Origin of the sequence: Snodgrassella alvi (assembly GCF_002777855.1) — a bacterium.
Lineage (GTDB): Bacteria > Pseudomonadota > Gammaproteobacteria > Burkholderiales > Neisseriaceae > Snodgrassella > Snodgrassella alvi_E.
Genome location: NZ_MEIK01000028.1, coordinates 24,105 through 49,976, shown reverse-complemented (window position 1 = coordinate 49,976; position 25,872 = coordinate 24,105). Strand labels below are relative to the sequence as shown.

The 25,872-nt window shown below is 45.5% G+C and carries 15 protein-coding genes; 12 read left to right on the top strand and 3 right to left on the bottom strand.

Annotated features, from left to right (window positions below; all coding sequences use genetic code 11):
• Window positions 1–22 precede the first annotated feature (22 nt).
• The 6 genes from BHC43_RS03575 to BHC43_RS03550 all read left to right on the top strand — a co-directional run bounded on the left by BHC43_RS03575 (window position 23) and on the right by BHC43_RS03550 (window position 15,088).
• Window positions 23–1,624 carry an ATP-binding cassette domain-containing protein gene (locus tag BHC43_RS03575; protein ID WP_100156532.1) on the top strand — a complete coding sequence of 534 codons (1,602 nt, stop codon included), beginning with the start codon at window positions 23–25 and terminating at the stop codon, window positions 1,622–1,624.
• Window positions 1,621–3,201 carry an ATP-binding cassette domain-containing protein gene (locus BHC43_RS03570; protein ID WP_100156531.1) on the top strand — a complete coding sequence of 527 codons (1,581 nt, stop codon included), beginning with the start codon at window positions 1,621–1,623 and terminating at the stop codon, window positions 3,199–3,201. Before BHC43_RS03575 ends, BHC43_RS03570 begins: the two co-directional genes overlap by 4 nt.
• Window positions 3,202–3,266: 65 nt before the next feature.
• A complete protein-coding gene (locus BHC43_RS03565; protein WP_100156530.1) occupies window positions 3,267–4,013 on the top strand; it encodes a 4'-phosphopantetheinyl transferase family protein in 747 nt (248 codons plus the stop codon).
• Window positions 4,014–4,179: 166 nt separating this feature from the next.
• Window positions 4,180–5,334 (top strand): isochorismate synthase, encoded by a 1,155-nt coding sequence (locus BHC43_RS03560; RefSeq protein WP_100156529.1) that lies wholly within the window; start codon window positions 4,180–4,182, stop codon window positions 5,332–5,334.
• Window positions 5,335–5,352: 18 nt separating this feature from the next.
• Window positions 5,353–6,120 (top strand): SDR family NAD(P)-dependent oxidoreductase, encoded by a 768-nt coding sequence (locus tag BHC43_RS03555; RefSeq protein WP_100156528.1) that lies wholly within the window; start codon window positions 5,353–5,355, stop codon window positions 6,118–6,120.
• 784 nt (window positions 6,121–6,904) lie between these two features.
• Window positions 6,905–15,088, top strand: coding sequence for an ESPR-type extended signal peptide-containing protein (locus tag BHC43_RS03550; protein WP_100156527.1), 8,184 nt, complete (start codon window positions 6,905–6,907; stop codon window positions 15,086–15,088).
• Between the two features lie 1,145 nt (window positions 15,089–16,233).
• Here BHC43_RS03550 and BHC43_RS03545 read toward each other — a convergent pair.
• Complete coding sequence (locus tag BHC43_RS03545) at window positions 16,234–16,455, bottom strand: hypothetical protein (protein WP_143558393.1); 222 nt, start codon at window positions 16,453–16,455, stop codon at window positions 16,234–16,236.
• Between the two features lie 71 nt (window positions 16,456–16,526).
• Here BHC43_RS03545 and BHC43_RS03540 point away from each other — a divergent pair, with 71 nt between their 5' ends.
• From BHC43_RS03540 to efeB, 6 genes are all read left to right on the top strand, one after another.
• Window positions 16,527–16,883, top strand: coding sequence for a hypothetical protein (locus BHC43_RS03540; RefSeq protein WP_100140754.1), 357 nt, complete (start codon window positions 16,527–16,529; stop codon window positions 16,881–16,883).
• 560 nt (window positions 16,884–17,443) lie between these two features.
• Window positions 17,444–17,989, top strand: coding sequence for an iron transporter (locus BHC43_RS03535; RefSeq protein WP_100140756.1), 546 nt, complete (start codon window positions 17,444–17,446; stop codon window positions 17,987–17,989).
• Window positions 17,990–18,087: 98 nt separating this feature from the next.
• The gene (locus BHC43_RS03530) at window positions 18,088–18,423 is read left to right on the top strand and encodes a cupredoxin domain-containing protein (RefSeq protein WP_100140757.1); all 336 of its coding nucleotides are present in this window, start codon (window positions 18,088–18,090) and stop codon (window positions 18,421–18,423) included.
• Between the two features lie 14 nt (window positions 18,424–18,437).
• Window positions 18,438–19,268, top strand: a complete 831-nt coding sequence (locus BHC43_RS03525; RefSeq protein ID WP_100156526.1) for an FTR1 family iron permease — start codon at window positions 18,438–18,440, stop codon at window positions 19,266–19,268.
• Window positions 19,265–20,155 carry an EfeM/EfeO family lipoprotein gene (locus tag BHC43_RS03520; RefSeq protein WP_100156525.1) on the top strand — a complete coding sequence of 297 codons (891 nt, stop codon included), beginning with the start codon at window positions 19,265–19,267 and terminating at the stop codon, window positions 20,153–20,155. The genes BHC43_RS03525 and BHC43_RS03520 overlap by 4 nt, the downstream gene beginning before the upstream one ends.
• Before the next feature lie 8 nt (window positions 20,156–20,163).
• Window positions 20,164–21,453: an iron uptake transporter deferrochelatase/peroxidase subunit gene (gene efeB, locus BHC43_RS03515; RefSeq protein ID WP_100156524.1), complete on the top strand. Its 1,290-nt coding sequence runs from the start codon at window positions 20,164–20,166 to the stop codon at window positions 21,451–21,453.
• Between the two features lie 123 nt (window positions 21,454–21,576).
• Here the strand turns inward: efeB and pepN are convergent, their stop codons facing one another.
• Window positions 21,577–24,222, bottom strand: a complete 2,646-nt coding sequence (gene pepN / locus BHC43_RS03510; RefSeq protein WP_100156523.1) for an aminopeptidase N — start codon at window positions 24,220–24,222, stop codon at window positions 21,577–21,579.
• 89 nt (window positions 24,223–24,311) lie between these two features.
• Window positions 24,312–25,613, bottom strand: a complete 1,302-nt coding sequence (locus tag BHC43_RS03505) for an MFS transporter (protein ID WP_100156522.1) — start codon at window positions 25,611–25,613, stop codon at window positions 24,312–24,314.
• Window positions 25,614–25,872: the final 259 nt, after the last annotated feature.

Genomic DNA, 25,872 nt, shown 5'->3' with positions numbered 1-25,872 from the left:
AACAGCCATAGGAAACCAAATCATGAATGATTCATACCTGTCTGGCCATGATGCGCCCCCGAATCTGGCTCAGCAATGGCGCGTTGCCTTACCCGGTCTCATTGGTGGTACCGCCATCGCGGTGATGGCTGGTATTGCCATGCTAGCTGCATTATGGTTTGTGGTGAAATTCATCGGCAATAGCCGCTGGCTCTGGCTCGAATACGCACTACTATGCTGGGCAGCAGGTGCCGTATTCACAGCTTGGTCTGCCTGGATAGCCCATCAAGCAGAAAGCCGCTTTGCCGCTGTCTTAAGCCGCAGTATCGCGCAGCATCTGATCCGCCTACCCATAAACACATTGGCCAGACAGAACGAGCAGACACTCAAACAATTGATGACCAACGACGTTGGCAGCCTGCACCATATGCTTGCGCATCTGCCGGCTGAAATTGCAGTTTTTACCGTTATCCCGTTGTTATCCATTATTGTCCTGTTTTACTTTAACGGCCTGTCCGCCATCTGGGTACTGCTGCCCGGTGTCATCGCCTCCCTGTATTATCTACTTCTGCTGCCCTACATGACCCGTCGTGATGGACATGCCCGCATGCAAGTCATGCTGGATATCATAAACAAAGCCGATGAATATGTACGCGGCATTCCCGTATACCGCATCTACGGCCAGCACTCCAGCGCCCTCACTGCTTATACACAGTCCACCGAACGCTTCACCCATGACATGGTGCGCTGGGTCGCCAAAGTCGCTACACCGGCCGCCATCGCCGTGGCTCTGCTTCAGGCCGTAGCTACTTTTGCCATTGCCTATTGGGTCAGCTACACCTCGGATACCACCACACTGGCAGCCACCCTACTATTCAGTCTGGCTATCGTCACTCCGGTATTACGCCTCGGACATAGCGTCGACTATATACGCACTGGACGTGCTGCTGCCGGACGTCTAAAAGAATTTCTGCAACAGCCACTGTTGCCGCGCGGCAAAATCCACGCAATTAAAAACCCGCCCATACTGCTTATTCACCATGCCACCCTACTCCAGCAAGACCAGCCAGTATGGCAGGATCTTAGCCATACCTTTGCCGCCGGTGCCCTTACCGCTATCACTGGCCCCAGTGGCGCCGGAAAAACCAGCTTATTAAATGCATTGGCTGGACTAGTCACCCTGAGTGCCGGTTCCGTTCAACTGGGTCAGACCGATATTACCGCCCTACATGAAACAACCATTCACCAACACATACTGCTGATTCCGCAAGGCTACGACGTACTTAACAGCAGCGTACACACCAACTTAGCACTTACCGCACCGCAAGCCAGCCAAAAAGCCATGCAAGAGGCATTAGCCAAAGCACAGCTGAGTACAGATTTAGCCACACCAGCCAGCAGTCTATCTGGAGGAGAAAAACAACGTCTGAATATAGCTCGTGCCTTTCTCAGCTCAGCCAGCGTTATTTTACTGGATGAGCCCACAAGCGCCCTTGATGAGCAACATGCACAAGCAGTTTTTCAATCATTGTGCGAACTGGCACACAGCACACACAAAACCATCGTTGTGGTCACCCATCAGCAAGCACTGGCTGAACAGGCAGATGCACAACTGGTATTACCTCATGGCAGGAGCGCGGCATGAACACCACCACTACGCAGCAACCACATCTACTAGAAGTGATTCCCGCGGCCACCAGACCTCGCCTGCTGATTGTCAGCATCGGCTGGATATTGGCTGCCGCCGCAGAAGCTTACGCCTATACCTTACTGGCACTGGCCATTGTCAACCAGCAATCGCCTAAATGGGTACTTTGCAGCGCTCTGCTGGCCAGCATCATCACCATCGTAGTCACCCGCAACGGTTTTCTAACCGGCGTACGGCTAGCCGGTGATTTATTTGCCGCACTGGGACACGCCCTGTCTAGCGCCAAACTGTCCTGGTTTAACGACCAGCGCCGTGCCGTGCTCAGCAAAACCGCCGGACAGGAAATTCCCAACTTCATGAGCATACCGGCGCACCAGTTACAAACATTTTTGCATGCCCCCTGTTTGCCCCTATTTATCTGCATCGGGCTGGCGTTTGTAGCCGATGCCGGTACCATGCTGGTTGCATTAACCATGATTGCCATCGCTTTTGCTATTCAGTTGTGGGCACAGTATGACCTAAACAAAACTGATGCCCGCCGCCATCAGACCGAGCTAGAAAGCACCACCGCCACCATCGAATTGGTTGAGCACCTCACCCTGCTGCGCACCGCCGCCAGCCCAGCCCGTGCACTCGATTCCATTCAGCAAAAATGGACACAACAGGAAAACCTACTGAATAAAATCAACCGCAGCGCCGCATGGGCCAGCCTGATAGCCACTATTGCCAACGTCCTGCCCATGGCCGGCATGGCACTGTATTGCATCCTGTCCGGCATCAGTGATGAACGCCTGATACTGGCCACCATACTGCTGATGGGACGCGCCGGCGCACCATTAAGCGAACTGGCCACGGCCGGATTAAGTATCAACGACTTAATCGCCACGCTACGCCATTTCCAGCAGCTTACTCATCCGCCAGTACTGCCTGAAGCAGCCGAAACCCGCACACCACACCAGCCCCGCATCAGCCTGCACAACATCGTTGCCACCCCCAGCTCCACAGCAGTGACTACAGATATACCAGCCGGTGCACGTTTACATGTAGCCGGTATCAGCGGCAGCGGCAAAAGCACCTTGCTGCAACTGTGCATGCGATTTGACGATCCCACACAGGGCGAAATCCGGTTGGACGGCATCCCCCTGCCACAACTAACCTTTCAAACACTGGTAAACAACATGGCTTATGTTGCCCAAAACCCAATCATCTTTACCGGCACACTGGCAGAAAACATCCGTATCGGCCGCTTTGAAGCCAGCGAAGCCGAAATCGAGGCCATTGCCAGAAAATGCCAGCTGGGTGCCGTAATAGACCGTGCAGAAACCGGCATTAATCAAAGCGTTGGTCAACAAGGTTCAGCCCTGTCTGGCGGCGAGCAGCAGCGCGTGGCCATTGCCCGCGCTCTGATTAAAAACGCTCCTATACTGATACTCGACGAGGCCACCTCAGCTCTGGATGAACATACTGAAGAGCAACTGATAAACACCATACTTGAACAATGCACTACCCTAATATTCGTGTCTCATCGCAGCTCTGCCCCGTGGCAGCCTACACAGACACTGAATATGTCCTGATAGCGATGGATGAAATAGGCTTTAAAAAATGCAGCGCCGATTAACATCCAGCAAAGCTGAGCCCTATGCACATAGAAGAAAATACTTTCAGCAACACAAATGCGTCCGGAAGGAACACCTCTGCCACGATAAAGTTCAGCCATCGCACCTTAAACATCGGCCACAGTGTCATCCATCAGATTCGCATACCCTTTTTGGATACAACGGTACTACATGAGCTATGCCAGTCACACAGCATTTTATTGCCTGAACCCATCCGCCACAGCCGACCCAAACGCCAACTCGAATTCGTTGCTGGACGGCTGGCGGCACAATATGCATTACAGCCATTTGGCTATCGGCATATCACCCTTGCCACTGGTACCTGCGGAGAACCGCTTTTTCCTAAAACACTCCAAGGCAGTATCAGCCACAGCATTTATGCCCAGCACTGCACAGCCGTAGCCAGCGTACAAAAAATACAGCCTGCAGAGCCCTATATGGGTATCGACATCGAACACCGGCAACATCAACACAACCTAGATACTCGCCAAAATAGGCTGAATCTTTTTCTTGATCCGCGCGAACAGCAGCTCATTGCCACGCAGATTAGCCCACAGCAGGCACTACTACTCTTTTCGGCCAAAGAAAGCGTCATCAAAGCTTGGTTTCACCGATATCAGCACCTCATCAGTTTCAGTGCCATTACTTACCAAACCGCCGATAGCCACCAGCTTATTTTTCAGGTACACGCACAGCCAGCAGCACCGCAACTGGCTATTGTCCATTACCGCTTCAGCCAACAGGAAATCATCACCCTCGCCTGCATCTGATACCAACCTGTGGCAGTTTTTCTTCAAACACAATCAAACCTGCTAAATAAACACATATCAATTGATAATGATAATTGTTTGCATTAATATAACAAAACTTACATAGCTTGATTTTTCTGAATTTTTAATTACAGCCCGGCCAGTATCAACCCCACAGGTAACCCAAATGACGACACAAAAATCCAGCGCTTCCCAGTCCCTGATTTCAAATTATCAGAATCAACTGGCCTGTTTCGCCAGCAGAAATCACCACATCTATGCACAGCATCTGATTCACCAAATCCATATGCCCGTTAATTCCGATACCCCTTTTAACCAGCAGATAACTGACTGTTTCAATTTCATCAAAGCCCAAGGGTATCCTCACCCCATTCTTATCGGTGCCATCCCCTTTGACACCAACCAAAATGCCACCCTTAATTTCTACAGCGAATTTGAGCAGACCACACCAAACTCAGCTCAACAACCAGCACACACAGCAGCACCCAACACCATGTTGCATCAGAAAAAACTGGTTGAACGTCCGGTATTTGAACACAGCGTCAAGCTAGCCTTAAAAGCCATGAACAGCGGGAATATACAGAAAATTGTGTTATCACAGGCCACAGAATTCGAATTCAACCAACAGCACAGCCCTGAACAACTGTTCAACACTCTCACACAACAAAATCCCGATGCCTATAGCTTTTTGATACCTGTTGAAGATAACCAGTACATCTTTGGCGCCAGCCCAGAACTCCTGCTTTCACGCCAGCAGCAACAAGTTCGCAGCAACCCACTAGCCGGCTCTCGTCCGCGCAGCAGCAATACAGAAGAAAACAACCGCATCCGTAATGAGTTGTATCACTCAGCCAAAGATCGGTACGAGCACCAGTTTGTCATCGACAACATTCGCCATCAGCTTAGCAAATACTGCAATGAATACAGCGCCTCAGAAACGCCAGACATTCTTACCACCTCTACCATGTTTCACCTGTCGTCGGTATTTCAGGGACAGCTACAACCCAGCGCCCCTGATGCCCTGAATCTTGCACTGCATCTGCATCCAACACCGGCAGTCTGTGGTACACCCACCCCAGTAGCCAAACAATTTATCCTCAGCCATGAAGGCTACAACCGTCACTACTACAGCGGGCTCAATGGATGGATGGATGCCGAAGGCAACGGCGAATGGGTCGTCACCATCCGTAATGGCCTGCTCAACCAAAACAAAATTCGCCTTTATGCCGGAGCCGGTATCGTAGTGGGCTCCGATGCCGCCACCGAATGGCTTGAAACCGAAGCCAAAATGCAAACCATGCTCAACGTATTTCAGTTTTAATAACGCAAGGAGAACCACATGCAACCAACCATTATCGTCACCGGTGCCGCACAGGGCATCGGTGCAGCTGTAGCCCTCCGGCTTCTTCAGCAAAACTACAAAGTAATCGGTATCGACAAACAGCCGGTGCCAGCAAGCTGGCCGATACAGCAAATGATTGAGCCGCCCTATGAACCCAGCTGGATTGGGATTAGTCAAGATATCAGTGCCTGTGAAGAAACCCTGATCCTACTCAACACCCTCATCGTCCAACACCACATCACCGGACTCGTTAACTGTGCCGGCATGCTCATTCTCACATCACTACTCAACGCCACACAGGCACAATGGCAAACCAGCTTGAATGTCAACCTGCTTGGCCCCGTATCCATCAGCCAGCATATGGCACGCCATTTCTATCAGCAGCAGCAAGGCAGCATCGTCACCATCAGCTCCAACAGCGCACGCATGCCTCGTACCCAGCTCGGTCTGTACGCCACCACCAAAGCCGCGCTCAGCCATTTTTGTCGCAATCTGGCACTCGAAGTCGTCCCTTACGTCCGCGTCAACATCGTCTCCCCCGGCTCCACCCTCACTGCTATGCAGCAGCAACTCTGGCCAGATAACCAGCCACCGGCCAGCATTATTGATGGCGATTTAAGCCAATATCGCCTCGGTATTCCGCTCAGAAAGCTAGCTCAGCCCGCAGACATAGCCAACACCGTATTCTTTCTGCTTTCCGAAGAAGCAGCTCAGATAACCATGCAGGAAATTGTGGTAGATGGCGGAGCCACACTAGGTGTTTAGCTGCAAAATACAGCGCCAGCAGACAGCAAAACTGCTGGCATATCATCTACTAATATCTATCCTGTAGTGGTCAATAACAAAACAATTAAATACCATCATATTTTGCCAAAAGCAGATTGATGCAGATAACCTACTACACAGAATACTTTATAGAACACCGTTCTTTACAAAAACAAGCTAACAACTGAAACAAAAAAATTCACAAAACAGTAATAAATTATCCTTTTGACATAAAACAACTCATACATTAAATCATTTATAAAAAATCTAAAATATTTAAGAATACAACACCAAAACACGCAAAAAAACATAACTTATGTTTAGAATATTTATTTTTAGAAGTAATATTTTTTTACAAACATTCATATAGATAGTCTGCAAAATCAAACATTAATCAATGTCAGCATAACCATAAAAACTTCATCTATTCTAATTTCCCTTTTTAAATACCCACATTTGTTAATTAATTAATTTAAATATTAAATTTAAGTCTAAATTAATACCATTATATTAAATAGTTACATCATTAGGTTAAATCAACCACTCTTCCGAAAATATAAATAATTAAAAATTAAGAACTTATAAGCATCTTTTTTTCAAGCGTAATCTGCCATCACAGCTGCCATTAATTATTAATTAATGATTAATGGATAGAAATACAGGCAATTTGTTTTCAGATTTACAGTTTTTATTTGTAGGTATCAACAGAACACCGCAGAAAAAGAAATTTAAATAAGAGGTTTAGTTTGTTTGTTAGTTAATTAATCAAAATCAGGAGTCACCTATGAACAAGGTTTACCGTAATGTCTGGAATGAACACACACAAACATGGGTAGCAGCATCAGAATTAGCGAATAGCCATACAAAATCGAATATCGTCTCTGACCTTCCCTTGTGTAAAAGATTACTAAATAAATGTGGACTGAAAAAAATTGTCAGCATTACGCTTACCGCACTTATGCTGCAATTGCATATCATTACACCAGCTACTGCAGCAAACGTAGCCATTACAGGTTCGTTAAGTCCTAGCAGTACCACCGCAGGTGTATTATATTCAAATGGAAGCCATGGTAGCGTTGTTCTTTCAGGCGATGATGACTGGTGTGGTGCAGACAAAGTGAATGGCCGTAGAAATATAGGTCAAACAGGCATCTCAGCGCAAGAAGAATACCTGCGTTTTGTGCAAAATACATCCTTTACCGGCAAAACCGTGTTAGGAGGTACTGTAACCACTAATCCTTACGGCACGAGTAACGGTCAACAAAACTGGAATGGTGACGGCGTAACAAACGGAATAACAAACGGTTCAAGCGGTTTCATGGGTACACCTACCGGAGGAGACTCGAATATTATGCCATTGGCTTACGGCGTCTATTCTTTTGCAACTGGCTGCGGATCTTATGCCACAGGTAACTACTCAACCGCTTTCGGGAATAATGCCACTGCTACAGCCGGTGGCGCACAGGCATATGGAGTCGCAGCTCTGGCCTCTGGAATAACCTCAATAGCAATGGGCGTTGGTTCACAGGCTACCGGCACTTCAGCAGTAGCACTGGGGTCACTAGCAACTTCCGATGGTATCGGCAGTGTAGCAGTTGGTTTGAGCAGTGTGGCACAGAAAGATAGCGCAACTGCTATAGGTGCCAATGCCAATGCCACTCTGGAAAAATCTGTGGCATTGGGTAGTGATTCTCTGGCCAATACCGATGCCGGTGTTGTTGGCTTTGACCCCTCTGGAAAAAATACTAACACCACTAATCAGTCTGCAACATGGAAAAGTACTGCAGCTGCGGTTGCCATCGGTAACTCAACTTCTCAGATTACCCGCCAGATTAACGGTCTGGCAGCTGGTACAGCCGATACAGATGCGGTTAACGTTGCCCAATTAAAAAATCTTGCAAACTATACTTCGGACGGCTTCACCAGTCTGTCTACTGCAATCAATGCAGCATCCGATTTAACCCCTTTGAATAATAGCGTCAGCACGCTTAGCACAAATGTATCCGGTCTGCAGAAAGATGCACTCCAATGGAATGGCACTGCCTATGATGCCAGCCATGGTACGAATGCTGCTCAGCAAATTACTAATGTTGCTGCTGGGTCTGTCACATCATCTTCCACAGATGCTGTCAACGGTGGGCAACTTTATACTTTGTCTTCGTCTGCATCTACCGGCCTAAGCTCAGCTTACAATAGTATTTCTACTTTAAACACCGGAATGACCAGTGCTAATACCAGCATCAGCACCCTGAACACCAATATTAGTAATTTACAAAAAGATGCTTTACAGTGGAATGGCACTGCCTATGATGCCAGTCATGGTACAAACATCGCTCAGAAAATTACCAATGTCGCTGCAGCCGAACTAGTAGCCAATTCTACTGATGCAGTCAACGCCGGGCAGCTTTACAGTATTTCATCCTCTACTGCCACAACGCTGAATTCGCTGTCTACAACCTTAGGCAAAGTCGGTGACCTGACTAATATCAATACCAATATCAGCTCCATAACCAACAATATTTCCGGTCTGAAGAAAGATGCCCTACAATGGAACGGCAATGCTTATGATGCAAGTCATGGCACTACTTCAGCTCAAAGAATTACTAATATTGCTGCCGGTTCTGTAGCCTTTACTTCTACAGATGCGATCAATGGTGCACAATTTTATACTCTTTCTACATCATCCTCGACCGGCTTAAGTACCCTTTCCTCTGTATTAGAGCGTGCCGGAGATTTAAGTAATGTTAATTCCAACATTGGCATTTTAAGCAACAGCGTCATATCTTTAGGCACTAATTTAAGTTCCGCTAACACGAGCATTAGTACCCTAAACAATAAAATTACTAACCTACAAAAAGATGCTTTGCAATGGAATGGCTCTTCTTATGATGCGAGTCACGATTCGGGCACCGCTCAAAAAATTACGAATATTGCTGCATCCGACCTGGCAGCCAATTCTACTGATGCAGTTAATGCCGGACAGCTTTACAGTATTTCTACCTTAACTTCTACCACACTGAATTCTTTCTCTACTACCTTAAGCAAAGCAGGTGACCTTAGTAACGTCAATAACAACATCAACACATTAAATACCAATGTTTCTGCTTTACAAAAAGACGCCCTGCAATGGAATGGTAATGCGTATGATGCCAGCCATGGTTCCGGTGCACCGCAAAAAATCACCAATGTTGCAGCCGGTTCATTATTAGCCGGTTCTACAGACGCAGTAACTGGCAGTCAGCTGTCTACAACCAACTCCATCCTCACTTCATTATCATCATCTGCAAATAATGTATCTACAACTGTTAATAATTTGCAGACAGATGCCTTGCAATGGAAGCGCTATCAGGATGGAACGGCTGGATATGACGCCAGCCACGGCGTCCAAGGTGCTAGATACAAAATCACCAATTTAGCAAACGGCACCCTGAATGTTGATTCTTCAGATGCAGTTACCGGAAACCAGTTATATACCACTAACTTTAGCCTATCTACAGTTAGCGACTCCCTAAATATAGTTACTGCTTCTGCAAACAAATTACAAAACAATGCCCTACAGTGGAACGAATTAATGTCTGCATATGATGCAAGTCATAATTCAGGGGCTCCGCAAAGGATTACTAATGTAGCTCCCGGACAGCTAGCAGCTAATTCCTATGAAGCAATTAATGGTAGTCAGCTTTACACCACTAATTCTATTTTGTCTTCGGTTTCTACATCCAATTTTAACAATTACAATAACATAAATAACATTTCAAGCAGTCTAAGCACATTGCAGACTTCTGCACTGAAGTGGAATGGGGCGGCCTATGATGCAAGCCATGATTCTGGTACACCACAAAAGATTACCAATGTGAGTAATGGTACTTTAGGCGCAAATTCTACCGATGCTGTCAATGCTTCGCAGTTATATACAACCAATACAACTTTGGAAAAGGCAAATAATTCCATTGCCACAGTTGGTACTAGTCTGAATACATTGCAGTCTTCTGCACTAAAATGGAATGGTATTGCCTATGACGCCAGTCACGATAGCGGTTCACCACAACGAATCACTAACATTGAAACTGGCATTTTGGCTCCCAATTCTACCGACGCAGTCAATGCTGGCCAGATATTTCAGTTGTCTAGCTCGGCTTCAACTGGTATCAGCTCTTTGTCTACCACAATCAGCACTGTTCGGAATACCACGAGCAAAATTGATGCTCTGGCAAATAATATCGATGCCTTAAACAAAGGCCTAAGCACAACTAATAATAATCTCAGTACACTCAAAAACGATTCTATTCAATGGAATACTGAGTACGGTGCTTACGATCTGCTACGAAATGGTAAACCACAGAAAATAATAAATATTGATAATGGAGATGTATCACCTACTTCAACCCAAGCTATTAATGGTAGTCAGCTTTTTGAAACCAATACAAAAATTTCTGCCATCACAAACTCGATGGCTGATTTAACCAACAGCTTGAACAACAACGCTATACGAATCAACAGTATCGCAGATTCCACTTCCAGAATTTCCGGCAGTTTATCCACTGCTACGGACAAAATTAATAGCCTGCAGCAAAATGCTTTACTAATTAACGGTGACAATTATGATGCTAAATATACAAAAATCACCAATCTAGCTATTGGAAAAATTGATAGAGATTCTAGCGATGCAGTAACTGGTGGACAACTATACAATACCAACCTCAGTGTAAGCTCAATCATCAGCTCCGTCGGAAATTTGACCGGAAAACTAAATGGTGCGATTAATCGTATCGACACACTTAGTGGTACAACTACTATGTTGTCAAACAATCTAAGTACTGTTAATACCAGCATCAGCTCCATGCAGGAAAATGCATTACAGTGGAAAGATGGCAATTTCACGGCCAGCCGTGGTATGGATGGTCCGCAGAAAATTACTAATCTAGCCCTAGGTGATGTCAATCAGAATTCTACCGATGCGGTGAATGGTAGTCAGTTATATAGCACCAATAGCTCCCTAAATACGGTGTCCACTTCGGTGAATAATCTTACCGGAGCACTAAATAACACCAACTTACAGATTAATGCTCTTTCCAATTCCACCAGCCAGATTCAGACTAATCTATCCAGTGTCATAAACAATATCACAGACATACAGAAAAATGCGCTGCAATGGAATAATGATGCTTATGATGCCAGTCACGGTACTGGCAATGCACAAAAAATCACCATGGTAGCAGCAGGTAAAGAGACTAGAGAATCAACCGATGCCGTAAATGGCGGACAATTGTTTTCTCTTTCCAGCACCGTTTCTGGTAATCTGAGTACAGTAATCTCTCGCATTGATAATTTATCTCAGTCCACCACAGCAATTGTCGGTAATCTGTCTACTGCCAACAACAGCATTACTATTTTGCAAAAAGATGCTCTGCAATGGAACGGTGCCGCTTATGATGCCAGCCATGGTTCATCGGTTGCACAGAAAATTATCAAAGTCGCTAGCGGTGACGTAAGTCAGGATTCTACTGATGCGGTCAATGGCGGACAGCTTTATTCTCTTTCCACTACGGTTAGCAATACCATCAACAACATATCAGGCGGTAATATTGGAAATATCAACAATACAATCGATCAGTTAAGTACATCTTTAATTGCCACTCAAGGACGCATTGACACAATATCTCAGTCCACTACGACTATTGCCAGGAGCCTTTCTTCTGCTGCCAATAGCATCGGCAACTTACAAAAAGATGCCTTACAGTGGAATGGTACCGCCTTCGATGCTAGCCATGGTTCTGGTAATCCACAGAAGATTACTAACGTAGCTGCTGGTGATGTAACCGATACATCCTCTGATGCCGTTAATGGTGCTCAACTGCATTCTCTTTCCAGTTCTACTTCTGGCGGTCTGGGGCAAGTGAATAATGCAGTAAATACTCTGACCACCAGCCTGAATACAGCGAGTAACCGTATTGACACAGTATCTCATTCTACGACAACCATTGCAGGCAATCTGTCTTCTGCCGTAAACAGTATCAGTACCCTGCAAAAAAATGCGTTACAGTGGAATGGTACTGCTTTTGATGCTAGCCATGGCTCCGGTACTGCTCAAAGAATCATTAATGTGGCAGCCGGCGACATCAACCAAGACTCTACCGATGCCGTAAACGGTGGACAGCTTTACTCTTTGTCTACGTCTACTACCACCGATATAGATAATCTTGCTTATAGTTTTAGTAACAGCCTTTCTACCGGCCTCGGCTATGCTAAAACCCGCATTGATATGATATCTCAGTCCACTTCAACCATTGCCGGAAGTTTATCTACTGCCGTGAACAACATCAGTACTATCCAGAAAAATGCTCTGCAGTGGAATGGCAACGCTTATGATGCCAGTCACGGCACAGACTCGGCACAAAAGATTACCAAAGTGGCAACAGGTGACGTCAATGGTAATTCTACTGATGCCATAAACGGCAGTCAGCTGTATTCACTGTCATCATCATTCAATGATAGTCTGACCAGCATGGCAGCTGGAAACAGTAATGATCTAAACACCACTAACAACAACCTCTCCAAACTAAGCTCAAGTGTTAGCAGTGCAGCCAATAACATTAGCATATTGCAAAAAGATGCTTTACAGTGGAATGGTGCTGCTTATGATGCCAGCCATGGCACTGGCAATGCTCAAAGAATTGTTAACGTAGCGGCCGGTGACGTAAGCGAAAATTCCACCAATGCTGTCAATGCCGGACAGTTATATTCTCTTTCCACAGCTACCATCAGTGGAATGGATAATCTGTCTAATACTTTATCTAATACCTTTTCCACCGGCCTGAGTACAACCAATTTACGCATTGATAATGTATTCAAATCCACCTCGACACTGGCCGATAGTCTGTCTACCGCAGCAAACAACATCAATTCATTACAGAAAGATGCCTTGCAATGGAAAGGTAATGCTTACGATGCCAGCCATGGTTCAGACAGTGCCCAAAGAATTACCAATGTAGCAGCCGGTGGCGTCCGTAAAGATTCTACTGATGCTGTCAACGGTAGCCAGCTATTCTCGCTTTCATCTTCATTCAGTGAAAGCCTGTCCAGCATTGCATCTGGAAACAGCACTGACCTCACCAATATCAGCAATAGCATCTCAAGTCTGGCTACAGGATTGAGCACCACAGCCAACAGCCTCAGTACTTTGCAAAAAGACGCCCTAATGTGGAATGGTTCAGGTTACGATGCCAGCCATGGCTCCGGTACTGCACAGAAAATTCTCCAAGTGGCTTCAGGTGATGTTAACCAAAACTCAACCGATGCCGTCAACGGCGGACAGCTATTCAGCCTGTCATCCTCTATCCTGAGTTCAGTATCTTCCTCTGTGGAAAATATTGCCAGTCAGAACAAATTGAATCTGGATGAAGTCAACAAAAAAATGCAGACCGTTCAGGGCTTAATTTCCACCACTCAGGAAAATATGGCCACCACATCCAAACAAATTGCATCTGTAAGTTCAGATCTCTCTGATACCAAATCTGAACTGGAATATGTAAAAAAACACGCCGTAATGTACGATGACGAGATCAATAGCCTCTATTCATTGACCCGAGCCGGAAATGAAAAAACCATCAGCAACGTTGCAGATGGCACCATATCTGCCGACTCAAATCAGGCAGTAAATGGACGGCAGTTATACTCCCTGTCTACAAGCACATCAACTAGTCTCTCCAGCCTTCAGGATCAGCTAACTATTGCTACAGGCAACGTACCGGCTGGATTATCCACTTCACTGGAAACATTGCAGAAAAACGCATTACAATGGAATGGTACCGTATACGATGCAGGTCGTGGCTCGTCTAGCGGTCAGAAAATTACCAATGTAGCAGTTGGTGATGAGAATAAGGACTCCAAAGACGCCGTTAATGGCAGCCAGTTGTGGAAGATGCGAAATGACTTTAAGGACGATATTCAGTCCCTGTCGACAGCATTTGACCAGAAGCTAACCAATCAGGGCGGCAGCGGCAATAATGCAGCCATCGCGGAAGCTGCCAATAAAGCCAACAAAGCGATTGCAGACACCGAAAAATTGTCTACTTCAACAGCAGATGCACTGACTGCCGTGGCTGCCAGCTTGGGAGGCAATGCCAGCTACAGTCCGGTTACACGTGCCGGTAACGGCGGCTTCAATGCGCCAAGCTACAGCACCACAGCCGCCGATGGCAGCACAATAACTGCCAATAATGTCGGTGATGCCTTAACCAATCTGTACAACGGAGGCAGCAAATACGCCAAAGTTAACTCCACCCTGAGCGTCGCTTCAGCCAGTGGCACCAACTCAGTTGCCATCGGTGGCGCAGCCTCAGCTAGTGGTAATGACGCCATAGCCATTGGGTCACAAGCATCAGCTGGCACAGCTGGCGGCGTGGCCATCGGCAACCATGCCAGTGTCACACAGGCAGGCGGTATCGCACTGGGAGCCAACTCAGTAGCCAGCACAGCAGGCGGCATTAGCGGTTATATACCCGTAACGGCTACCGGACAGCAGGCAAGAGCCATTATGGCCACCACCAGCACCGAAGCAGCTGTGTCCGTGGGAGATGCATCTAAAGGCGTTTACCGCCAGATTACTGGCGTGGCTGCCGGTACAGCAGACACCGATGCAGTCAACGTTGCCCAGCTTAAAGGTGTCAATTCCCAGATGGAAAACATCAACCGTAACCTGAGTTACGTCAACGATCGCGTTCAGCACGTCGAACGTCGCGCCTACTCTGGTACCGCACTGGCCATGGCCTTGTCTGGCGCCTATCTGCCACAGCTTAATGCAGGTGAACAGACCGTAGGCGTAGGTATGGGTTCATACCATGGCTATACCGCTGTCGGCATCAACTACAAAGCCACCAATAACACCGGTAAATTCTCATGGGGTGCAGGCGTATCCACCACCGGCCATGAAACAGGTTTCAACGCAGGTGTTGGCTATAAATGGTAACAGCTGAATTATCAGCATAAGCCTCGGGCATACTAATGTATGCCCGATTTTTTATACAAAAAATTCTAATCAATAAATAACATACACTTCACTGTTATTCACTCAACATTTTGATAAAACCCAATTATCTACAAGTAAAAAAGCCTTCTGTTATTTCCATTCCATCATACCTGGAGTCCAACAAGTAATATCATCATATTGACAGTAACACAAAACCTAAATTACCGAATTGGTTCTAATCATGACAAAAAGATAGATATCTACTATACCAAAACTCAGATTATATTGATAACCTCAGCACCATCCATATAACTTTAAACTAGCCGACAAGCTTACATTTCAAGCAGACATCATAAAGAATGATCAAACAAAAAAAGTCTGAAAAAGCACAGACTTTACTCAGCAACCAATTCAGACATGACTATCATTTCAACATTAATCATGAGTCTCTTAATCAGGTAATTAAAATAACTAACCAGTCTAATCTATATTATTATCCATTTTTCATATAAATAAGCAATAATATTTAAATATCGTGTTCCCATACAAATCAGAACCCTAATCTGCAACTTTTATTTAGATTTACGAATACCCTTTTGCAACCAATAAACAACACTTTAAATAAAATATTGTCATAATTTGCATAACTAACTTCATACAGTCTGTCTGCACAGCAACATTCCTCAAATACAACAATACTCATCAGTAATGTCGCATTTCCGTCGAATTTATAGCCCACGGCTATCAAAGCTTGTTTAGGCACCTTCAGAAAAAAAATTAAGGGGTATACTCATCATATAACAGTAAATCAGTCAGTTTACTCTTTGTACATACCGTTTAAAGAACGGTATTCAGCCCAACATGCCGGCAAATCAAAAAACCTTAAAGGGGATCATTATGGTTACCAAGGAGACAAAAGAAAAACGGTAAAAACTCCTCTTTTACCCCGATTGAAAACACACAGCAAACAACCGGAACATCTGGTACACGGCAATATTTGACAGTACCAAGCTTTAACGGCAAGATAAAGACGTTGCGTTCAATAGCGCAACCAGCTTTGACAGGCTGATCAAAGAGGCAGACATCCTGCTACTCACCCACGGAGTAGCTTTTTTGTCTGTAAATATCCATTGCCTCCTCCTCATTCATGGTGGACAGTGGCAGGGAGGCTTCGCGCCTGCCGGTTCTCTTTGTCGGTCTGTCAACCCTGCCATTTGTCTGCCGCCATCTGTGTTTGACAGCACATTTGCGGCTTCTGGACCAAAGAGAAAGGCAATAATATGAACATCTACAAAGCGAATCTCCCCCATCACAATCTGCCACATCACCTGTTTGCGCAAACACACCACACAATCAGATATCGTCAAGACACACAGATATATTACATGACAAATACAAATAATGTATTTGACATAAACCATACACAGGGAGACAGACAATGAAACTTCTTGCACCAGACAAGAACACACTGTCCACTGCACTGCACGACAACATACAATTGCAGCATCCCTATGCCCTTTACTATCTACAACAAACCACACCAATCGGCAGTCCATGGCTCAATGAACCAGATGAAGCAGCCGAATATACCGCTTATATCCTGTCACCTTATATCGTCAGAGCTGATTCAGACTGGCAGGACAGCGGATTGTTGGTTTTCAGGCCCTGTAAAAGTATCCTCAGTGCCGAAACCATGGTGTTTTCATTTTGCAAACAGCGCAATTGGAATCCTTTGCTGTGGAACGGCATCGAACCCATCGCGCAACAAATCTGGCAAGTATTACAAAAATCCTAGTCACATCCTGCCTATGGTGACCACACCATAGGCAGCCACATCAGACTGCACAGATTTCAGCCAGAACATATTTCCGAAAGTTAAACCACAAACAAATATGATCGATAAACGCTGCCAGCAAATCCTTCACCAGCAGCCTATTCGGCCGAAGCGATAATTTAACATTACTTAACTTATATATCAATAGCTTGTGCACACTGCAACAATAATTATTTATACCATTTAGCCACAAAATCACAATTTCATACCAATGTTGATTAAACAAATACTGCTCAAAGCTCCGGCAGATAAATGATTCAGCACAAATCATTCATTTATCAATCAAATCATCATACAGAGAGTTATTCAGCAACAGACAGAACTCAGCCCAGTCTAATAAAAAAACCATCAAAAATCAGACATTTCAGCATAGCAATAAATAACACTAAACCAGCGCAAAAAAACACAATTTAATGGTTTTCTAACATTCGTAAAAAGAGTATATTGATAATACTTATCAATTTAATCTAGTCATGCTGTCTCTTACCGATTCAGCATAACTATAAATAGGAAAATCAGACATGCTGTTACAAAAAATTGCGATCGCCAGCGCAGCCCTAGTGTCCATGGCTGCCTTTGCTCAAGAATATCCGATGGGTAAACCCATCATCAAAAATGGAATGGAAATTTCCGGTGTCTACCTCCCACCCATCACCATGGATACTGATGGAATGGATCACAGCAATATGCATCTGCCGGCCAGCAAATCCGATGTCCACATGGAAGCCGATATTCATGCCACAGAAGGCAACCCCAATGGCTTTGCTGAAGGAGACTGGATTCCCAACCTAAATGTTGAGTATGCCGTCACCAAGCTAAACAAAGGCAAATTCGAACATTCAGGTAAATTTATGTCTATGGTGGCCAATGACGGTCCGCACTATGGCGACAACATCAAACTGGATGGCCATGGTAAATACCGTGTTACCTACCGCATCTCCCCACCTACTGCCAATCAAATGGCACGTCATATTGATAAAGAAACCGGCGTAGCACCATGGTTCAAACCATTTGAAGTTAGCTGGGATTTTGATTACACCGGTGTAGGCCGCAAAGGCAGTTATTAATGAATTAAGTCGTACGGACAGGATTATTCTGGTCTCAACCGGCAGAATAATCCTTTCCTGCTTTTCATCAGCACACCATAGCCACAAGCGCAAACATCATGAAAAAAATTTTTCTTATTGTGCTCAGTTCAGTCTGCCTCATGCTTTCCTGTTTAGCCAGCGCTGAAGACAAAGTCACACTGGAATTAAAAATGAAAGATGGCGACATGATGCCTCTCACCCTCAATGCACCGGCCAATAAAATAATCCGCATCAAGGTCACCAACATTGGCAAAGGACCAGTGGAATTTGAAAGCACCCAGCTAGTTAAAGAAAAAGTACTGGCACCCGGCGCCTCTTCAGTAGTAGTCATATCGCCTAAAAAACCTGGCACCTATATCTTTTTTGACGACTTTCATCTGAATAAGCCCAAAGGGCAGCTAATCGTAAAATAACAACAGGATATATAATGGGACAAGTCATCTTTGTTGTCTGGCGCGAATGTTTCGAAGCACTGCTCGTAGTCGGCATTATTTATTCATGGATTAACCGCAACCCCGACAGAAGTAACGGCATGCGCTATCTGTTTGGCGGCATCGGACTTGGCGTACTGATATCAGTCATACTCGCTTTAATTATCAATGGCGTCTTCAAAGAGCTCAGCGATGACCATCAAACCCTGTTTATGATGGCCATGTCCGCAGTAGCCAGCATACTAATTGTACAAATGGTGTACTGGATGAACCGCCATGCCAAAAGCATGAAATCCACACTCGAACAAGAAATGGCGCAGCAGGTAGCGCGCAACTCATGGTGGGGAGCACTCTTCATCATTGCCATCGCTATTGCCCGTGAAGGCAGTGAAATAGTTGTTTTTCTATCCGGTCAGATTATGCAGCTCAATAGCCACAATTACACCGGCTTCTTCATGGCCGTACTAATCGGCATCATTGTATCCGCATTTACCTTTTATGTATTTATCCTCACCAGCCGCTTCATCCAATGGAAAAAATTCTTTACCATCACCGGTGTTGTGCTGTTATTTCTTTCCATTTCACTATTATTGAAAGCTGTTGAAGACGGGACCAATATGTTACTCGAACACGACGTATCCATCCCTGATTTTCTCATCAATCCGGCTTGGGATACCTCTCATGTCATTGACGATAGCGGCCTTTTCGGTAGCTTTGCTTCATCACTGTTTGCCTATCGTTCGCAGCCTATGTGGATCAGCGTGATCACCTTTGGTTTATTTTGGATAATAATGGCTCTATTGTTCTTAAGGAAAAAAACCAAATGATACGGCGTCTGTTTCACACTCTTTGTCTGTGTGCCTTATTACTGCCGTCTTTCTCTCAGGCACATGGATTATTAGCCCCCATTATCGACGATAGCAATGCCGTTGCAGCCAAAGGCGACATTCCCACCCCGCAAAAATATCATGCGGCCATTCAGGCTTATCAGCAACAGGTCGTTACACAGCTGAAAACCACCCAGCAATACCTTGACGCCATCGTCGCAGCCTGCCGTAACAAACAATTGGCACAGGCTCAGCTGGACTATATCCGCGCGCACCAAAGTTACGAACAGATCCGAATTATTGTTAGATTATTTGGCAATGCCGACGAAAACATCAACTCGCGCGCTGATTATTATCTGCAAGGCATTAACGACCCTGCTTTTAGCGGTTTTCATCGTCTGGAATATGATTTATTTGTGCTTAAAGACATGCAACAGGCACAGGCTGAAGCTGCCAATCTGCAATACGAAATCATCGACCTACAAAAACGTGTAGCTGCCGATGAACTGGATATCGCCAAAATTGTCCAGTCCGCAGCCGATTTTCTAGAAATGATTTTACAAACCAAGCTAGCCGGTAAAGAAAATCAATACAGTCACAGCGATCTGGCCGATATTCAGGCCAATGTAGCTGGCTCAGCGCAAATTGTTCAATATCTGACTCCCTTTATTTCGACACAACAACGCATGTCACTTGATAGTGGATATCAGCAGATTTTTGCCGTCCTACAGCACTATCAATTACCCAATAATCAGTTTCAGAGCTTCAGTCAGCTGAGCCAAACAGACCACGACCGCCTCTATTCTCTGCTTAGCCTCCAAAGCAGCAGGCTGGCACAATTACGTGCGCAGCTGGGCGTAAAGGTTTACTACAAATATCCTCATTGATATCAGTTATGAACAAAAATACCTTAACTCAACAATCTGAAACAGCTACCACAGCAAAAGACAATCCGGCTAGTCCTGCCCGTCGCCATGGCATGAAAATGTTGCTGGCCGGCAGCTTAGGAATGACAGGATTAGGTATCAGCAACACAGCTAGCGCTGCTGCAACCTGTAGCCACGATTACAATCAAGCCGTAGACTATTGGGGCAGACATCAGGCCGGAGTGATTACACCAGATACCAAAGAGGCTATTTTTGTCGCTTTTAACGTTACCGCACGAGACAAAACTCAGCTGCAACAATTACTCCAGCTTATTTCTCAGCGCATTGCCTTTCTTACCCGTCCTCAGACCTTAAGTGCAGACAAAACAGACCAGCTTCCTCCGCCCGAGTCCGGTCTGCTTGGACACAATCTCGCACCCGATTCCCTCACTATCACTATTGCCGTTGGCGCCAGCCTATTCGATCAACGCTTCGGTCTGGCTCAGCAGAAACCAAAAAAACTGATTCCCATGCCACGATTCCCCAACGACCGGCTGGAGAAATCTTGGTGTGGCGGAGATTTATCAATCCAGTTCTGCGCCAACAGCCGTGAAAGTGTTATCTATGCCCTGCGCGACATCATCCACCACTGTAATCGATACATGGTACCGCTTTGGAAAATGGACGGATTTTTACCGGCAAGGGATATTGACCATCACAGCACCGCCATCAATCTGTTTGGCTTTAAAGACGGCACCGGCAATGCAGCCATTACCGATAGTAAACTGATGGACGAGCTGGTATGGGTCACTGCTAATAATCACGAACCAGCATGGTGTCTGGGTGGTAGTTATCAGGCCATCCGCCTGATTCGCTTCAACCTAGAATTTTGGGATAGAACACCGCTAGAAGATCAGGAAAACGATTTTGGCCGCTACAAATCCAGTGGCGCCCCTATTGGCATGAAGCATGAGATGGATGATCCGCAAATGAAACGAGACCCGCATGGCGACCGTATCTTATTTGACTCACATATGCGTCGTGCCGAACCACGTATTCCCGAACGGCACGTAGCCAAACTGCGCCGACGCAGCTTCAGCTATTCCCTTGGCGTTTTACCCAGCGGTCAACTAGACATGGGACTGATTTTCGTAGCCTATCAGAACGACCTGAAAAAAGGCTTTATCGATACCCAAAACCGCCTGAACGGAGAACCCCTCGAGCGGTATATCAAACCTTTTGGTGGAGGCTTTTACTTTGTCCTGCCAGGCATGGCCAGAGACAACGACTATCTGGGCAAACAGCTACTGGAAAGCTGAAGCCTTACACTCAAATCCAGCGTCATTTATGGTTCAGTTGTTTATACCCCAATAATTAAGAGCACTACTGTTTAGCAGTAGTGCTCTTAATAAATATACAACAGTAAAATAAATTTACATATTTCAGCTATGCAAAATTTTATCTACAATCTCACGGCTGTCTTTAGATAAACCCTCATGTTTTTGAATGCGCTGCAATTGTTCAGCCATCAACGTTTTGCGCTGGGGCTCTAGCCGGTCATACAGATTAAATGCTTGCACCAGCCGTGAAGCCACTTGGGGATTAAATTCATCAATACGCAGAATATAATCCGCCAAGAAACGGTAGCCGCTACCGTCAGCAGCATGGAAATGAGGGATATTACGACTGAAACTGCCTAATAATGAGCGCACTTTATTCGGATTTTCCAAACTGAAAGCTGGATGCTGCAAAGCCTTTTCAACCTGCTGCAATGTGTCTGGACGCTGACTACTACCGATAAGGATAAAATATTTATCCATTACCAGATCGTCCTGCGCATGCCGCTGGCCAAACTGATTCAGCAAGTCATTGCGTTTATCATCAGACAAATGATTTATAGCCGCAAGCATTCCGTATTCATGGGTCATATTAGTAGCACGCTGACTGAATTCGTTTACTATGTTGTGTAGCAAATCTGCAGTGGCCAATACACCCCATTGCAGTAATGTATTACGCAAACTACGAACACCAGCCAAATCAGGATGATACTCCTGCGGTGCCTGATGCCGGCTGTTACGCTCCTGTTCATCCGCCCATTCACGCCAGTGTGTCAGCGTATCCTGCATACTGCAGGCCAGACTCTGCAACAAAGCCTGACGCGCACATACATATTGCTCAGGGTTAATTGAAGACACATCTTCCCACAGTTCTGCTTCTGTCGGTACCTGTAGCAAGACTGCTTTATACGCTGGGTCAATATCGGCATTCAAAGCTGAAGTTAGCGCTTGTGCCAGTTCGACATGTTGTGGAAGTGGCTGGCCAGAAGCCAGTGCATCCAGATTGGAAGCAAATGCACGACGATACAAAGTTTGTGCCGCTTCCCAGCGCGCAAAAGAATCGCTGTCATGTGCCAGCAGCAACATCAAATCGGCATCGTGGTAAGGATAGTCTAGTCGTACCGGTGCACTAAATCCGCGCAGCACTGAAGGTACGACTTCCTTCGCTACATCATGGAATACAAACGTTTGTTCTGTTTGATTGAATACCAGAACCGTTTCCTCAGTTTTATCTGCGGTACCGGACATTTTAAAAGCGACAGATGCACCATTTTTGTCTAGCAAGCCGATTTTTACCGGAATCACCATCGGCTGTTTATCGGCCATATCCGGAGTAGGCGGAATGAATTGCTGCAGATGCAGGCTGAAAGTTTGATTGTGTGCATCATAGTCGCCATGCGCTTTAATCTGCGGTGTGCCAGCTTGACTATACCATAATGCAAACTGGTCTAAATTCACACCATTGGCATCCGCCATTGCTGCACGAAAATCATCACAAGTCACGGCCTGACCGTCATGCCGCTGAAAATAAAGCTGCATACCTTTCTGAAAACCTTCTTCGCCCAGCAAAGTATGATACATGCGTACGACTTCAGCGCCTTTTTCATATACTGTGAGCGTATAAAAATTGTTCATTTCCTCATACGAAGCCGGCCGTACCGGATGCGCCATTGGGCCGGCATCCTCAGCAAACTGCATACTGCGCAATACCCTAACATTGTGAATACGACGCACCGCTCTGCTAGCGCGGTCAGCAGAGAATTCCTGATCACGGAAAACAGTCAGCCCTTCTTTCAGAGAGAGCTGAAACCAGTCGCGACAGGTGACACGATTACCGGTCCAGTTATGAAAGTATTCATGACCGATTACCCCTTCAATGGCTTCAAAATCAGCATCGGTTGCCGTATCACTGCTAGCCAGCACATATTTAGTATTAAATATATTCAGGCCTTTGTTTTCCATGGCACCCATATTGAAATCGCTCACAGCCACGACCATAAATATATTTAAATCATATTCCAGATTAAAGCGGTCTTCGTCCCATTGCATGGCGTGTTTCAAAGATTCCAGCGCAAAACCTGCTTTTTCCCGATCTTCTGGACGGGTATAAAATTTCAGTGCCACTTCTTTCCCACTGCGAGTGGTAAAATTACCTTCCAACACCGCCAATTGTCCGGCAACCAGAGCAAAGAGATAGCTGGGTTTAGCAAACGGATCACGCCAGCAAACCCAGTGCCGGTCGTTATCCAATTCACCACTGTCAATCAGATTACCGTTGGACAACATTACCGGATAGCGCCGCTTATCACCGATAATGGTAGTGGTAAACTGACTCATCACATCAGGCCGGTCAAAATAATAAGTAATCTTACGGAAACCCTCCGGCTCATTCTGGGTATACAGATTATCGCCCGATTCATACAACCCCATCAGCGTTTTATTCTGCGCCGGATACAACCTAGTGGTAATTTCAAGCTCAAACTGAGTATCCGGTACCGTATGTATCGTCAGTTTTTCATCGGCTATCGCATATTCATGCGGAGAAAGACATTTTCCATTCAGCACAATTTGCAATAATTCAGCACTGCCATCCAGCACACATGGTCTACCTACCTCATGCGGAACAATCATCATGCGATTGCGCACAAGGGTATAAGCTTCCTCTATCGTAAAGGTCAAATCAATTTCTGCCACTGCAAAATCGGGAGCCTGATAATCTTTCAGGTAATGCACCACTTTATTTTCACTCATTGTCTACACTCTTACTATTTAAATTTGTTGTGTCTATTTTACGGCTAACAAGGCCACAATCAAGACTGTCTCATTCCAGACAGGAACTATTATTCGTATTTAACTTGAAACCGACTATCATTCCCAGTGTCTGTACCAGCATCTGTATTATTTTTCATAATCGATAGAAGTAAAGACGCTCCTGCTGATAAGGCCAGCCATACCGCAACAAAACAGATAACCGGAAAATAGCTACCACAATAAACCCGCAGCAAACTGCCCAGCCATGCTGTAAGCAAACCACTTAGCTGATGAATTAGGAAGAAGGCACCAAAAATAAATCCTTTATAGCGGTATCCAAAAATAGTACCGGCCAGACGCGAGATAATAATCACGGTACCCATATAGGTAATGCCAAAAAATATACCAAACAACGGCACCATCATTGGTTCAGGCCACAATACCAACGCCATCAGTGTGGCACAGCGCAGTAGAAACAACATACCCAAGAGCAATGGCAGCGATACTTTTTTCGACACTATATAGCCAATCAGCAAACTTCCCAGTGCCTCAGATAAACCAAGCAGACTAAGCGAAAAACCGGTCAGTAGATTAGCAGCGGTACGATGCTGCAATATTTCCTGAATAGCGGGCACATAATGCACATCTATAAAAATCATCGACGTACCACAGCCTGAAAAAGCAAGTGCAGCCAGTAAGAACCTGCGGTCGAAATACCAGTATCGCGGCAGAGACGCTAGCGTAGTATGTTTGACAGCCTGTGCATTTGGCTGGGTTAAAGGAGCTGTTACAGCACGTAACGCTACTGGTATTTTCACCGGAGTCCGTCCGAGACAGTTAAGCAACGCTGGTATAACAGCCAGAGAGGCAAATATTGCAGCCAGCACTGAGCACAGCATGGGCCATGAAAGATAGCCTTCCAAATAAATCCAAATCGGCGAGAGAACCATCAGCCCTACGGCTATACCATTTGTGGCCAGCACATAGGCTAGCTGACGCCGTTCTGGCATCACATACATATCAATCAGAATACTAACTGGTACAAAAGTCAAAGCCGCCATTGCATATGCGGCGAATAGTAGAAAACCAAGCAAAAAAGTCAAAAAACTATTATCAGAAGAAAACAACAAAAATGCACACGCAGCAGACAACATGCCAGAGAGCAGTACATAGCTGGCACCACAACGGTCACACAACTTTCCGACCATTGCTGAAAACACCCCTTGCGCCAAACCAAAGAAACCGCCAGCCAGAGCCATTGCCTCAATACCAACACCATAATGATGCACCAGACCGGTAAAATTAATTTGGTAGACACCTTTTATAGCCGTACTGATAAACATCACCATAAAGCCGTAGCCTACCACCAATCCAGTCAGGATCGCGCGCATGGAGTATTTCTCCCTAAAATTAGTTTAATTATTATTTTTAAAGTTAACCTGAAACGCATACAATATACCTTGAAACCACAACATTAATACAACATCTTTCCATATACAACCACTACATTGAGATATTGCCAGCAACTGTAAAAAACTGTGATACAGTAATGGACATTAGGCTGTCTACGCTACCCAATCATTGGGTGCTGTATCCTACAAATAACGTACTGCTACGGCTGTGATACAGCCTGTTAGTGATGAAAATACA

Excerpts from the sequence above, each read along its gene's own strand:
- BHC43_RS03575 (WP_100156532.1), top strand. The coding sequence starts at position 23 with ATGAATGATTCATACCTGTCTGGCCATGATGCGCCCCCGAATCTGGCT.
- BHC43_RS03570 (WP_100156531.1), top strand. The coding sequence starts at position 1,621 with ATGAACACCACCACTACGCAGCAACCACATCTACTAGAAGTGATTCCC.
- BHC43_RS03565 (WP_100156530.1), top strand. The coding sequence starts at position 3,267 with ATGCACATAGAAGAAAATACTTTCAGCAACACAAATGCGTCCGGAAGG.
- BHC43_RS03560 (WP_100156529.1), top strand. The coding sequence starts at position 4,180 with ATGACGACACAAAAATCCAGCGCTTCCCAGTCCCTGATTTCAAATTAT.
- BHC43_RS03555 (WP_100156528.1), top strand. The coding sequence starts at position 5,353 with ATGCAACCAACCATTATCGTCACCGGTGCCGCACAGGGCATCGGTGCA.
- BHC43_RS03550 (WP_100156527.1), top strand. The coding sequence starts at position 6,905 with ATGAACAAGGTTTACCGTAATGTCTGGAATGAACACACACAAACATGG.
- BHC43_RS03540 (WP_100140754.1), top strand. The coding sequence starts at position 16,527 with ATGAAACTTCTTGCACCAGACAAGAACACACTGTCCACTGCACTGCAC.
- BHC43_RS03535 (WP_100140756.1), top strand. The coding sequence starts at position 17,444 with ATGCTGTTACAAAAAATTGCGATCGCCAGCGCAGCCCTAGTGTCCATG.
- BHC43_RS03530 (WP_100140757.1), top strand. The coding sequence starts at position 18,088 with ATGAAAAAAATTTTTCTTATTGTGCTCAGTTCAGTCTGCCTCATGCTT.
- BHC43_RS03525 (WP_100156526.1), top strand. The coding sequence starts at position 18,438 with ATGGGACAAGTCATCTTTGTTGTCTGGCGCGAATGTTTCGAAGCACTG.
- BHC43_RS03520 (WP_100156525.1), top strand. The coding sequence starts at position 19,265 with ATGATACGGCGTCTGTTTCACACTCTTTGTCTGTGTGCCTTATTACTG.
- efeB (WP_100156524.1), top strand. The coding sequence starts at position 20,164 with ATGAACAAAAATACCTTAACTCAACAATCTGAAACAGCTACCACAGCA.
- pepN (WP_100156523.1), bottom strand. The coding sequence starts at position 24,222 with ATGAGTGAAAATAAAGTGGTGCATTACCTGAAAGATTATCAGGCTCCC.
- BHC43_RS03505 (WP_100156522.1), bottom strand. The coding sequence starts at position 25,613 with ATGCGCGCGATCCTGACTGGATTGGTGGTAGGCTACGGCTTTATGGTG.